Genomic DNA, 13,670 nt, shown 5'->3' with positions numbered 1-13,670 from the left:
CGGCGCTCGTGAATCTGACGACTCACCTGCCTTCCAAAGAGATCCGCACCAATGCCTGCATCCCACATCAACGCGGTAGTCGATTCAGCGGTCAACGCTGGCGTCGTGCCGTGCGGGAATCAGCAGCCCGTGCAGATCAGCCATTACCCCCCACCTGTCAGTAGCACGCCGGTGCGCGCAGTCGTAGCACCGCCGGGCGTTGGCGTTTCGGGCTGATCGGCAGTTTTTTGCTGACCCCCGCGCCCGCCAGAACAACCTACTGAATTTCAGCTTCGGCTGAATTGGCTTTGTGCCTGACTACAGGTGGTATTCATGTTTGTCCTTTCGAAACAATCCGCGCTCGCGGCGGCGTCCACGAGCCTGTGTTCGTCCTGCTGTGGAGCAGCGGGGCGATTTTTTCCAAGTGGGGGCTGGCCCACGCTTCACCGTTCGCCTTTTTGCTGATCCGCTTTGCGATTGCCTTGTGCGGGCTGGTGCTGCTGGCGCCGCTGCTCAAACTGAAGTTACCCAAGCGCGGCAAGCCGATGTTGTTCGCGATCGCCACGGGGCTGGTGCTGTTGGGGGCCTATCAGATTTTTTATCTGCTGGCCTTGAACAGCAAAGTCACGCCGGGCGTGATGGCGACCATCATGGGCGTGCAACCGATTCTCACGGTGGTGCTGATGGAGCGGCAGCGCTCGGCCAGCCGGATCTTCGGACTGGCGCTGGGGTTGGCCGGGCTGGTCATGGTGGTTTATCAAGGCATCGGTCTGGCCGGGATGTCCTGGGCCGGCATGCTGTTCGGTCTGCTGGCGCTGGCGAGCATGACGCTGGGCTCGATCATGCAGAAACGCATCACTGACAATCCGCTCGGCACACTGCCGGTGCAGTATCTGGCCGGGCTGTTGTTGTGCGGGATATTCGTGCCGTTTCAGCCATTCCACTTCGAACACACCGTGGGGTTCATCGTGCCGGTGTTGTGGATGGGGCTGGTGGTTTCGGTGCTGGCGACGCTGTTGCTGTATCGCCTGATCGCACGGGGCAATCTGGTGAATGTCACCAGCCTGTTTTATCTGGTGCCGGCGGTGACGGCGGTGATGGATTATCTGATTTTCGGCAATCGCCTGGCGGCGTTGAGCGTGCTGGGGATGTTGTTGATTATTGTTGGTCTGGGGTTTGTGTTCCGTAAGTCTTAATGACCTTCAGTTGCGATGGTGGCTGTTCGGCCGCCATCGCGAGCAGGCTCACTCCCACAAGGGGAACACATTTCAACTTGTAGGAGTGAGCGTGCTCGCGATAGCAATTTTCGCCAACAAAGCAATCAACGATCAGCCACCACTGCCGGCTTCACCACCGCAGGTTTCAACACCAGCCACAACGCCAGCGCAATCAGAACCCCGCCATACACGTGCGCCATCGACAATGGCTCATCCAGCAATAACGCCCCCCACAACACCCCGAACGGCGGAATCATGAAGGTCACGGTCATCGACTTCACCGGGCCGATCGAGCTGAGCAGGCGGAAATAGATGATGTAGGCGAACGCCGTGCAACCCAGGCCCAGACCGAGCAGCGACAGCCAGACGTGCCAGCCACCCCAGCTCACTGGCGGTGCAGTGATGACGCTGTAGCCGAATAGCGGCAGCAGAAACAAGGTCGCCCCGAGCATGCTGCCCAGCGCCGAGAGGCGACTGTCCAGGCCTCCGGCCTGATCCAGCCAGCGCCGTGCGAGGAACCCGGCAAAGCCATAGCAAGTGGTCGCGAGCAAGCAGGCGACGGCGCCCATCAGCAGTTGCAGGTCGAAGGCTACCGGGCCGGCGCGGGTCAGAACGCCGACGCCGAACAAGCCGAGAAACACGCCGCCCAGTTTCGCTGCGGTGAGCTTTTCACTGAAGAACAAACCGCCGATCAGCACGCCCATCAATGGCGTGGTGGCATTGAAAATCGCGGAATAACCGGCCGGCAATACTTGCGCCGCCACCGAGTACAGCGTCGCTGGAATGCCTGAGTTGATCACCCCGAGCAGCATCACGGTTTTCAGTTTGCCTTTGAAATCCCAGCTGACGCGCATCAGTCCGAGAATCACCAAGAGGCCGGCAGCCGCGATCGACACCCGGAAGAAACCGGTCGGAATCGTGCCGATCACCGGCGCAATGATGCGCATGAACAGAAAACTCGCGCCCCAGATAGCGGCCAGCGACAACATGCGGAAAATATCGACAGGGCTCACGGCGGGTCTCCTTCCTTGATCGGGACGAGAGTGTTGCCGAGTGCCCTGGCCATGGCAACCGCTAATCGGGCATTTAATTTCGCATCACCCAGCATCAGTGGGCTTGTTGAGCAATCTGGTATCGGTTTTGGCTGAAATTGCACTTTTCCTGCGGGCCCTTCCGTGACTAAGCTCAAGCGAACCGAATTTGCGCCGAGGTTTCACCCATGCCGCAGCAATGGCCAGCCACCGACATCGCCCGCATGATCCTCGCTGGCTTCGACGATTACCGCGAGCATTTCCGGCGCATCACCGACGGTGCCCGCGAGCGATTCGAACAGGCGCGCTGGCAAGAGGCGCAAGTCGCCTCGGCGGCGCGGATCAGCCTCTACGAGGAAAAGGTCGGCGAAACCGTAGCGCGCCTGCGCGAGCATTTCGATGAAGAGCTGCTGATGAATGTCAGCTGCTGGCCACTGGTCAAAAGCGCCTACATCAGTGTGATCGACCTGCGCTTCGACGATGAGCTGTCGGAGACCTGGTACAACTCGATTTTCTGCGGACTGTTCAGCCATGACCTGATCAGCGATGGCTGTATGTTCATCCACACCACCCGGCCGACCTTGCGTCGTGCCCGCGCTGCGCAGACCCGCACCTACAAGCCCCAGGGCGAACTGTCGGGCATGCTCGCCAGTATCTTCGCCGACTTCCGCTTCAGCGAGGATTACGCCGATCTGCCCGGCGACCTCAACCGGCTCGAAGCGCAACTACGGGAAAACCTGCCGGACTGGGTGTGCAAGGACCCGGAACTGGCGGTCGAGCTGTTTTCCTCGGTGTTGTACCGCAATAAGGGCGCCTATCTGGTCGGGCGCATTTACACCCGCGACGAGCAATGGCCGCTGGTGATTCCGTTGCTGCACCGCGAAGGACGGGGGATTCAGATCGATGCGTTGATCACCGACGAAGCCGATGTGTCGATCATCTTCTCGTTTACCCGTTCGTATTTCATGGTCGACGTGCCGGTGCCGGCGGAGTTCATCGGTTTTCTGCGGCGCATTCTGCCGGGCAAGCACATTGCCGAGCTGTACACCTCGATCGGTTTCTACAAACACGGCAAGTCCGAGTTTTACCGCGCACTGATCAATCACCTGGCCAACACCGACGATCAATTCATCATGGCGCCGGGTGTGCGCGGCATGGTCATGAGCGTGTTTACCCTGCCGGGTTTCAACACCGTGTTCAAGATCATCAAGGACCGTTTCTCACCGTCGAAAAACGTCGACCGCGCGACGGTGATCGAAAAGTATCGACTGGTGAAAAGTGTCGATCGGGTAGGACGCATGGCCGATACCCAGGAATTCGCCGACTTCCGTTTTCCGCTGAGCAAGTTCGAGCCGGCATGCCTGCAGGAACTGCTCGAAGTCGCGCCCTCGACGGTTTCCGTGGAAGGCGAGACGGTGCTGATCCGCCACTGCTGGACCGAGCGGCGCATGACCCCGCTCAACCTGTACCTGGAAAACGCCAACGAGGCTCAGGTGCGCGAGGCGCTGGAAGATTATGGGCTGGCGATCAAGCAACTGGCGGCGGCGAACATCTTCCCCGGCGACATGCTGCTGAAAAACTTCGGCGTCACCCGGCACGGGCGGGTGGTGTTTTATGACTACGACGAGATCTGTTTTCTGACCGAAGCCAACTTCCGCCACATCCCCGCGCCGCGCACGCCGGAAGATGAAATGGCGTCTGAACCGTGGTATTCGATCGGGCCGCTGGACGTGTTCCCCGAGGAGTTTCCGCCGTTTCTGTTTGCCGATTTCGGGCAGCGCAAATTGTTCGACCAGTTGCATGGCGAGCTGTACGACGCCGATTACTGGAAAAGCCTGCAAGAGGCGATTCGCGCCGGCAAAGTCATCGACGTCTTCCCGTATCGGCGTAAAGGCCTCGATAACGAATAGACCCTGAAACCCTCACCCCAGCCCTCTCCCAGAGGGAGAGGGGGTCGACAGAGGTGTCCTGCGTCCAACGCCGACCTGAAAGATGCTGGCGATTATGGATTCAGAAAGGTCTTTCAGGTCGATGCACCTCTGGAATATCTCCCAATCAGTACCCTCTCCCTCCGGGAGAGGGCTAGGGTGAGGGCAGCAATCCCGCTGGCACGCCACAAATCCGCCAAATCTGCGACAATCGCCCCCCTGCATTAACAGACGACCGAATTGCCTACCCGATGACCGACGAATCGCCCTCCATCGACAAACTGCTGAAAAACCTCGATCACGCCATGCTCGCCGACCGTCACCGGTTGCGCCGGCAGTTGCTTGAGCTGCGCAAGAAACCCGACGAGGCGAAACTGGCTCAGTGGGTGACGCGCATGCAGGCGTCCTGTGATCAGGTGCTGGCGCGCAAGGCCAGCCTGCCGGTGATTCGTTACGACGACAGCCTGCCGATCGCGGCCAAGCGTGACGAAATCAAAAAGGCCCTGGAGCAGCATCAGGTACTGATCATCGCCGGCGAAACGGGTTCGGGCAAAACCACCCAGTTGCCGAAGATCTGTCTGGAAATCGGTCGCGGTCAGCACGGTTTGATCGGCCACACTCAGCCACGCCGAATCGCTGCGCGCAGTGTCGCCAGTCGCGTTGCCGAAGAACTCGGCACGCCGCTCGGCTCGCTGGTTGGCTATCAGGTGCGTTTCGAAGATCAGAGCGACGCCAACACCCTGATCAAGCTGATGACCGACGGCATCCTGCTCGCGGAAACCCAGAACGACCGCTATCTGGAACGCTACGACACGATCATCGTCGACGAAGCCCACGAACGTAGCCTCAACATCGATTTCCTCCTCGGTTACCTGAAAACCCTGCTGCCGCGCCGTCCGGATCTGAAGGTCATCATTACCTCGGCAACCATCGATCTGGAGCGCTTCTCCAGGCACTTCGACGATGCGCCGATTGTCGAAGTATCCGGCCGCACGTTCCCGGTGGACACCTGGTATCGCCCGCTGACACTGGAGCAGGACGAGGAGGGCAACCGCGTCGAGGACGACCTGACCGTCGATCAGGCGATTCTCGCCACTCTTGATGAGATCGCCGCTTACGAGCGCAGCGAACGCCGCAGTCCCGGCGATGTGCTGGTGTTCCTGCCTGGCGAGCGCGAGATCCGCGATGCCGCCGACATGTTGCGCAAGGCGCAGCTCAAACACACCGAAATTCTGCCGCTGTACGCGCGCTTGTCGCCGGCCGAGCAGCAGCGGATTTTCCAGTCGCACCCCGGTCGCCGCGTAGTTCTGGCAACCAACGTTGCCGAAACCTCACTGACCGTGCCGGGCATCCGCTATGTGATCGACAGCGGCACCGCGCGCATCAGCCGCTACAGCTACCGCGCCAAGGTTCAGCGCCTGCCGATCGAAGCGATTTCCCAGGCCAGCGCCAATCAGCGCAAGGGCCGTTGCGGCCGGGTCGAGCCGGGTATCTGCGTGCGCCTGTACAGCGAGGAAGACTTCCTCGGCCGCCCGGAATTTACCGATCCGGAAATCCTGCGCACCAACCTCGCCGCCGTTATCTTGCAGATGTTGCATCTGCGCCTCGGTGAAATCACCGCGTTCCCGTTCATCGAACCGCCGGATGGCAAAGCGATCAGCGATGGTTTCAATCTGCTTCAAGAGCTTTCGGCAGTCGATCGCAACAGTCAGCTGACGCCGCTTGGCCGCCAGTTGGCGCGCCTGCCGGTCGATCCGCGCATGGGCCGCATGCTGCTCGAAGCGGCGAAACTCGGCAGCCTGCAGGAAGTGCTGATCGTCGCCAGCGCCATGTCGATCCAAGACCCGCGCGAGCGTCCGCCGGAGCGTCAGCAAGCGGCCGATCAGGCCCTCGCGCAATGGAAAGACAGCGATTCCGACTTCGCCGGGCTGGTCAATCTATGGCGCGGTTTTGAAGAGCAGCGCCAGGCGCTGACGGCCAGTCCGCTGCGCAACTGGTGCCGCAAGAACTTCCTCAATTACATGCGTCTGCGCGAATGGCGCGACTCGCACCGCCAGTTGAGCCTGATCTGCCGCGACCTGCAGTTGAGCCTGAACAAAGAGCCGGCCGACTATCCGAAACTGCACAAAGCGGTGCTGGTCGGCCTGCTCAGCCAGATCGGCCAGAAAACCGAAGACGGCGATTACCTCGGCGCGCGGCAGCGGCGTTTCTGGATTCATCCGTCCTCGGGCATCGGCAAAAAGCGCCCGCAATGGCTGATGGCGGCCGAACTGGTGGAAACCACCAAGCTCTATGCGCGCATGGTTGCCAAGATCGACGCCGACTGGATCGAACCGCTGGCCGGGCACCTGATCAAGAAAAACCACTTTGAACCGCACTGGGAGAAGAAGCGTGGCCAGGTCGTGGCTTTCGAGCAGATCACCTTGTTCGGCCTGATCGTCGTCGGCCGGCGCCCGGTGCATTACGGCCCGGTCGATCCCGTGGTGTCCCGCGAGCTGTTCATCCGCGAAGGTCTGGTGCGCGGCGAGATTCAGTCCCGAGCCAAATGCCTGAGCGCCAACCAGCGATTGCTCGAGCAGCTCGACGAACTGGAAGCCAAGGCGCGCCGCCGCGACATTCTTGCGGATGAAGAAACCCTGTACGCGTTCTACGACGCGCGTCTGCCGGCCGAGATCCACCAGACCGCGACGTTCGATAGTTGGTACAAGGTCAACAGCCAGAAAAACCCGCAACTGCTGATCATGCGCGAAGAGGACGTGCTGGCCCGCGAGGCCAGTGAAGTCACCGCCCGCGATTACCCGGACACGCTGCACATCGGCGATCTGGAACTGGCGCTGACCTACCACTTCGAACCCAATCACCCGCGCGACGGCGTGACCCTGCGCGTACCGGCGCCGCTGTTGCCGATGCTGCCGCCGGAGCGCCTGGAGTGGCTGGTGCCGGGGCTGATCGAGGCCAAATGCATTGCGCTGGTGCGCAACCTGCCGAAAGCCCTGCGCAAGAATTTTGTGCCGGTGCCCGACTTCATCAAGGCTGCATTGCAACGCATGACCTTTGCCGAAGGTTCGCTGCCGCAGGCGTTGGGCCGAGAGTTGCTGCGCATGACCGGTGCGCGGGTCAGCGACGAGGCGTGGGCGGAAGCTGCGCAGCAGGTCGAAAGCCATCTGCGGATGAACCTGGAAATCGTCGATGGCCAAGGCAAGTTCCTCGGCGAAGGCCGCGATCTGGCCGAGCTGACCGCGCGCTTTGCCGAAGCCAGCCAGGCGGCGCTGGCGGTGCCGCAGAATGCCACGAGTCAGCAGCCGGTGGAGGCGAAAGTCTTCGCGCCGGTGGCGCAAAAGACTCAGCAAAAGATTGCCGGCCTGTCGATGACGGTGTATCCGGCGCTGGTCGAGGAGGGCGGTACGGTCAAGGAAGGGCGCTTCTCGACGCCGGCCGAGGCCGAGTTCCAGCATCGTCGCGCCTTGCAGCGCTTGTTGATGCAGCAACTGGCCGAGCCGGCGAAATTCCTGCGCGGCAAGTTGCCGGGGCAGACGGAGCTGGGCTTGCTCTATCGTGAGCTGGGCCGCGTCGATGGGCTGGTCGAAGACATTCTGTTGGCCAGTCTCGACAGCTGCATCCTTGACGGCGAAGACCCGTTGCCCCGTGACGGTGCCGGTCTGGCGGCACTGGCCGAGCGCAAACGCGGCAACTGGACCGAGCACGCCGAGCGCGTGGCACGCCTGACGCTGGAGATTCTCAAGCTCTGGCACGGTTTGCAAAAACGCTTCAAGGGCAAGATCGACCTCGCTCAAGCCGTGGCGCTGAATGACATCAAGCAGCAAGTCGGCCATCTGGTTTATCCGGGGTTCGTCCGTGAAACGCCGATGCAATGGCTCAAGGAATTGCCGCGTTACCTGAAAGCAGTCGAACAGCGTTTCGACAAGCTTGCTGCGCAATTGCAGAAGGACCGGGTCTGGAGCGGCGAACTCGCCGGCCTCTGGGCGCAATACCAGGCCCGCGCGGCCAAGCATGCGCAGGAAGGCAAACGCGACCCGCAGCTTGAGTTGTACCGCTGGTGGCTGGAGGAATACCGCGTCTCGCTGTTCGCCCAGCAGTTGGGCACGAAAGTGCCGATCTCCGACAAGCGCCTGAGCAAGCAGTGGAGCCAGGTCGAGCCTTGATCTCGAGCCATGCGCAATCCCCTGTAGGAGTGAGCCTGCTCGCGATTGCGGTGTGTCAGTCACATTATCACTGGCATACAGATCGCTATCGCGAGCAGGCTCACTCCTACGGGGGAGCGGGGTTGATCTTGAGAATGGCGCCAAAACGTTGGGTTTATGGCAAACTTCGCCACCATAAACGCCGGTTTCGCGACCCAGAGCCTTCGGCCGTGTCGCGCCGCGGAATAAAACGATGCCAGGTTTGCGTCCCCCGGATGGCAATAGACCCTTTGTGTGTTGGTACGACGGTTCCAGCACTTTCTGCCTGAACAGATTAGAGAAACGAGCATGCATAACGTCGTCATCAGCGGCACCGGCCTGTACACCCCGGCCAACAGCATCTCCAACGAAGAGCTGGTGGAATCCTTCAATACCTACGTCGCCCGGTTCAACGCCGACAATGCCGAGGCCATCGCCCGCGGCGAAATCCAGGCCCTGACCGAATCCAGCGCCGCGTTCATCGAAAAAGCCTCGGGCATCAAGAGCCGCTTCGTCATGGACAAGGACGGCATCCTCGATCCGCAACGCATGGCCCCGCGCCTGCCGGAGCGTTCCAACGACGAATGGTCGGTGCTCTGCCAAATGGCCGTGGGTGCGGCCGAGCAAGCCTTGCAGCGTGCCGGCAAGACCGCCGCCGACATCGACGGCGTGATCGTTGCCTGCTCGAACCTGCAACGCGCCTATCCGGCCATTGCGATTGAAGTTCAGGAAGCGCTGGGCATTGAAGGTTTCGGTTTCGACATGAACGTCGCCTGCTCCTCGGCGACCTTCGGCATTCAGGCAGCGGCCAACAGTGTGCAACTGGGCCAGGCGCGGGCGATCCTGATGGTCAACCCGGAAGTCTGCACCGGGCACCTGAACTTCCGCGACCGCGACAGCCACTTCATTTTCGGTGACGCCGCCACGGCCGTGATCATCGAACGTGCCGATCTGGCCACTTCCAAGTACCAGTTCGACGTGGTCAGCACCAAGCTGCTGACCAAGTTCTCCAACAACATCCGCAACAACTTCGGTTTCCTCAACCGTGCGGCTGAAGAGGGCATTGGCACCCGCGACAAGCTGTTCGTGCAGGAAGGCCGCAAGGTGTTCAAGGATGTCTGCCCGATGGTTGCCGAACTGGTCGGCGAGCATCTGCAGGAAAACCAGCTCAATGTAGCTGACGTGAAGCGCTTCTGGCTGCACCAGGCCAATCTGAGCATGAACCACCTGATCGTGCGCAAACTGCTCGGCCGCGAAGCCACCGAAGAGGAAGCGCCGGTGATTCTCGACACCTACGCCAACACCAGTTCGGCCGGTTCGGTGATTGCATTCCACAAATATCAGGACGATCTCGCGTCCGGTTCGCTGGCAGTGCTCAGTTCGTTCGGTGCCGGCTATTCGATCGGCAGCGTGATTCTGCGCAAGCGTTGAAAATTGGTTTAATTTCCGCTTAATCGCGGCGACCTTTCCTACATCCGAATCGGCTCCAACGCTGTAATTTTTCCGCAGTGAGCGGCAGGCTAAACACCTGCCGCGTTCATCTATGGAATCGGAACAAGGGGATGATGGATGGCGGCTGACGATACCCTCCTGCTCACGCGGCTGCTGGCCGGCGAGCAACAGGCATTCAAGGAACTGGTGACGACGTATCAGAGCGCCATGCGCGCCGTGGCCTATGCCATCGTCGGCCAGCGTCATGTCGAAGAGGTGGTGCAGGACGCCTGGCTGTCGGTGGTGCGCCATCTGGGCAGTTTCGAGGGGCGCTCCAGCCTCAAGACCTGGCTTCTGACCATCACTGCCAATTCGGCGAAAAGCCGCTACAAGCACAATCGCCGCGAAGTGCTGATGGATGACTTGCCATCGCCGCACGGCAGCATCGACGACGATCGTTTTTCCTCGGCTGACGGCCATTGGCTGGTGGCGCCGTTCGCCTGGCATCAAGACACACCCGAAGCGCTGCTCACACAAGACGAACTGCGTGAATGCCTCGAACACACGCTGCTGAGCCTGTCGGAACTGCAGAGTAGCGTTTTGCTGTTGCGCGAGCGGCAGGGACTGGAACTGGAAGAAATCTGTAATCTTCTGGAGATCTCGCTCTCCAACGTGCGAGTGCTGCTGCATCGTGCGCGGCTGAAAGTCTTCGCGACCGTGGAGCATTTTGAGGAGACCGGAGAATGCTGACCTGCAAGGAACAAGTGGCGCGCTCCAGCGATTATCTCGATGGCCAGTTGAGCTTTCGGGAAAAACTGATGGTGCGCCATCACCTGCTGTTCTGCCCCAACTGCCGCCGGTTCATTCGGCAGATGCGCTTGATGCAGGCGACGCTGAAGGCGATGCCGGAGCAACCGCAGGAAGGGATAGACGCGCTGGCCGAACGTCTGGCGACGCAGAGACGCGACGACAGCCCGTAAAAAAAATCAGCCCGGGGCAGCGCCAGCGAACGGATGATGGGGATCGCTGTAACTGTACCGGGCTGCAGGAAAACCAGCTTTGATCGACAAGCCGCAAGGGGAGCGGTGACTTGCAGCTTGTCGCTCGAAGCCTGGAGCTGTTTTCTTAGAACTTGGCTTCGGCATCCAGTTGCAGGGTGTTGGCGTCTGCATCGCGCTGACCGCGGCTGGCGAAGTCGGCCTTGGTCAGGAAGTAGGTCGCGCCGATGGCGAAGTTCTTGTCGATGTCGTAACCGACCTTGAACTTGTGACCACGCGAACCGGTAGTGCCGTTGGCGAAGTCGGAATCGGTGAAGGCACCCACCACGGCGTTGCGCTGCACGTCGCGGTAGTTGTAGTCGAGGTTCAGACCGAACACTTTCGATTTCGCGCCGAGCAACCAGGCGGTGTCCTGATCGGTCACGGCATCGTTGTTTTTCACGTACTGACCGTAGAACGACAGTGGCATCGGCAGACCGCCGATGTCGACCTGGCTGAACCCTTCATACAGACGGAATTCGTTGTTGGCCGAGTTGCCGTTGACGGCCAGGGCGCACGGTGTCGAAGTACCGGTGCAGCGGCTGTCGTCGTCGTTCTGGTAGGCGTAGACGCTGCCGCCCAGAGTCACTTTCAGGTTGTCGGTGATGTTGAAGCGGCTGCCCAGCTGGCCAGCAGTCAGGCGCAGGTCGTGACGGAACTGCACGCCGTCGCCGTCGACATTGTCCTTGAGGTTGTAGTTACCCAGGCTGCCGAACAGCTCGGCGCTGCCACCCAACGGGTACTTGTAGGTCAGTGCCAGACCTTCCGGGTTGATGTCGCTATCCCAGATCACGTCGCCCATGCTCACCCACGGTTGCAGCATCTTGCCGCCGATGATGTGCAGGTTCTTGATCTGGTCCGGGTGGTAGTCGATGTAGCCGAGGTCGAGCCAGATCTGCTTCTTGTCGAAGTAGTTGTCCTGGTCCTGGTTGGTCGAACGCGCGTCGTCGCCGCCGCCCGTGGCGATACGAATGCCGGTGTCAACCTGCGGGTTGATCTCGGTGTAGGCACCCAGACGGGCACGGATGCGCTGACGGTCCTTGTCGCGGCCGCCGTTGTTCGGCTCACCGTCGATCTTGATGGTTTCCTGACGGACACGCACATCGCCCTTGAACTGGGTCTTGGCCGCCCAGGCCAGTTTCTGGTCGAAGGCGCTTTGTTCGTTGCTCTTCTTGGCGACAGCCGCGACTTGTTCGTTGGTCTCTTGCTGCGCCTGCTGGGCGATTTGCTGAGCCTTCTGATCCTTGGCCAGCTCCGTTTGCAGTTCGATGTACTGCGCCTGGGAAATCGAACCGTTGGCCTTGAGCATGTCGAGCAGTTTGGCGTCGACTGCGGCACTGGCCGGAACACTCATGGCCAGCAACAGGCCGCCACACAGGGCTGCCGCAGTTTTCGTGGAAGCAAGACGCATAGCAATCTCCGAAGATGAAAGGGATGGCTGAACCATCCTGGGCACAACCGACGTTGACGTCGGAAAACTGTGTCCGGGCTAGAACCCGGCGCTCTAAAAACAGGCGCCAGTATCGCGATCGTTTATGACAGAGCAGTGGCACGGTGATGGCAGGTTGATGACGAACGCGATGCGCCCTGAACTATCGGGCTAGAGCACTGTCGTCGCGATGGCGGGTGTGCAACGGCGCGCAATCGGCGATACTCGCCGGGCGCTGAAGTCTGTCTGGAGAGCTTTTCGATGCCGTTGCAATGCCTGCAAAACCTGTCGCAAATCGCCCCGGCGAGCTGGGACGCACTGGTGCCGGAAAACCAGCCGTTTCTGCGTCACGCTTTCCTCAGTGCGATGGAGGACAGCGGCAGCGTCGGCCCGCACAGCGGCTGGCAGGCCGAGCATTTGCTGCACGTCGAAGGGGATCGTCTGATCGCCGCGTTGCCCGGTTACCGCAAGTGGCATTCCTACGGCGAATACGTGTTCGATCATGGCTGGGCGGACGCTTGTGCCCGTGCCGGCATCGACTATTACCCCAAGTATCTCAGCGCCGTGCCGTTCAGCCCGGTCGGCGGTCCGCGCCTGCTAGCGGCGAATGTTGAAGACGGTTTTGAACTGCTCCAGAGCCTGCCGGGCTATCTGGAGATTGAAGAGCTTTCCAGCGCGCACATCAATTTCACCGACCCGTTCACCGACGCGGCGATGGCCGAACAGCCCGGCTGGCTGCAACGCATTGGCTGCCAATATCACTGGCAGAACCGCGGCTACCGCGACTTCCAGGATTTCCTCGATGCGCTCAGCTCACGCAAGCGCAAGCAGATGCGCAAAGAGCGCATGCAGGTGGCGGGGCAGGGTTTCGAATTCGAGTGGCTGGAAGGGCGCGAACTGGACGAGGCGCAATGGGATTTCGTCTACGCCTGCTACGCCAATACCTACGCGGTGCGGCGCCAGGCGCCGTATCTGACGCGCGAGTTCTTCAGTCTGCTCGCCGAACGCATGCCCGAAGCGATTCGCGTGGTGCTGGCCAAACAAGCTTCACGGCCGGTGGCGATGGCCTTCAGTCTGGTCGGTGGCGACAGTTTCTACGGGCGTTACTGGGGTTGCCTGGCCGAGTTTGATCGGCTGCATTTCGAGACGTGTTTCTATCAGGGCATGGACTATGCGATTGCCCAGGGCTATCAGCGCTTTGATGCCGGTGCGCAAGGTGAGCACAAGCTGATTCGCGGGTTTGAGCCGGTGATTACCCATTCGTGGCATTACTTGCGCCATCCGGGGTTGAAGGCGGCGGTGAAGGATTTCCTCCAGCAGGAACGGGCCGGGGTCCTCGCTTATGCCGAAGAAGCCCGCAGCGCCTTGCCCTACCGCCAGACCTGACATGATCGTTCCCACGCTCTGCGTGGTAACGCCTCAAGGGACGCTCCGCGT

9 protein-coding genes and 1 pseudogene are annotated in these 13,670 nt (G+C 60.8%); 8 read left to right on the top strand and 2 right to left on the bottom strand.

Annotation, left to right across the window (positions count from 1 at the left end; all coding sequences use genetic code 11):
• Positions 1 to 51 precede the first annotated feature (51 nt).
• Both J3P75_RS20670 and J3P75_RS20665 read left to right on the top strand, forming a co-directional pair.
• Complete coding sequence (locus J3P75_RS20670) at positions 52 to 216, top strand: hypothetical protein (RefSeq protein WP_394506006.1); 165 nt, start codon at positions 52 to 54, stop codon at positions 214 to 216.
• A gap of 96 nt (positions 217 to 312) precedes the next feature.
• A pseudogene (locus tag J3P75_RS20665) lies at positions 313 to 1,175 on the top strand (DMT family transporter).
• 125 nt (positions 1,176 to 1,300) lie between these two features.
• Here J3P75_RS20665 and J3P75_RS20660 read toward each other — a convergent pair.
• Entirely contained in the window at positions 1,301 to 2,209 is a 909-nt protein-coding gene (locus tag J3P75_RS20660; protein ID WP_093103700.1) for a DMT family transporter, read from the bottom strand.
• 206 nt (positions 2,210 to 2,415) lie between these two features.
• Here J3P75_RS20660 and aceK point away from each other — a divergent pair, with 206 nt between their 5' ends.
• From aceK to J3P75_RS20635, 5 genes are all read left to right on the top strand, one after another.
• Entirely contained in the window at positions 2,416 to 4,137 is a 1,722-nt protein-coding gene (gene aceK, locus J3P75_RS20655) for a bifunctional isocitrate dehydrogenase kinase/phosphatase (protein ID WP_434707989.1), read from the top strand.
• A gap of 269 nt (positions 4,138 to 4,406) precedes the next feature.
• Positions 4,407 to 8,318 carry an ATP-dependent RNA helicase HrpA gene (gene hrpA / locus J3P75_RS20650; RefSeq protein ID WP_434707988.1) on the top strand — a complete coding sequence of 1,304 codons (3,912 nt, stop codon included), beginning with the start codon at positions 4,407 to 4,409 and terminating at the stop codon, positions 8,316 to 8,318.
• A 327-nt stretch (positions 8,319 to 8,645) separates the two neighbouring features.
• Positions 8,646 to 9,767, top strand: coding sequence for a beta-ketoacyl-ACP synthase III (locus tag J3P75_RS20645; RefSeq protein WP_434707987.1), 1,122 nt, complete (start codon positions 8,646 to 8,648; stop codon positions 9,765 to 9,767).
• Positions 9,768 to 9,905: 138 nt separating this feature from the next.
• Complete coding sequence (locus J3P75_RS20640) at positions 9,906 to 10,517, top strand: RNA polymerase sigma factor (RefSeq protein ID WP_434707986.1); 612 nt, start codon at positions 9,906 to 9,908, stop codon at positions 10,515 to 10,517.
• A complete protein-coding gene (locus J3P75_RS20635) occupies positions 10,511 to 10,747 on the top strand; it encodes an anti-sigma factor family protein (protein WP_208938317.1) in 237 nt (78 codons plus the stop codon). The genes J3P75_RS20640 and J3P75_RS20635 overlap by 7 nt, the downstream gene beginning before the upstream one ends.
• 145 nt (positions 10,748 to 10,892) lie before the next feature.
• Here the strand turns inward: J3P75_RS20635 and J3P75_RS20630 are convergent, their stop codons facing one another.
• Positions 10,893 to 12,215, bottom strand: coding sequence for a putative porin (locus J3P75_RS20630; RefSeq protein ID WP_203421139.1), 1,323 nt, complete (start codon positions 12,213 to 12,215; stop codon positions 10,893 to 10,895).
• A gap of 279 nt (positions 12,216 to 12,494) precedes the next feature.
• Between J3P75_RS20630 and J3P75_RS20625 the strand changes: the two genes are divergently transcribed.
• A complete protein-coding gene (locus J3P75_RS20625; protein WP_434707985.1) occupies positions 12,495 to 13,619 on the top strand; it encodes a GNAT family N-acetyltransferase in 1,125 nt (374 codons plus the stop codon).
• Positions 13,620 to 13,670 lie beyond the last annotated feature (51 nt).

The organism is Pseudomonas sp. R1-1, assembly GCF_051132135.1.
In the GTDB taxonomy this organism is placed as follows: domain Bacteria; phylum Pseudomonadota; class Gammaproteobacteria; order Pseudomonadales; family Pseudomonadaceae; genus Aquipseudomonas.
This window is presented reverse-complemented; position numbering and strand designations above follow the sequence as displayed.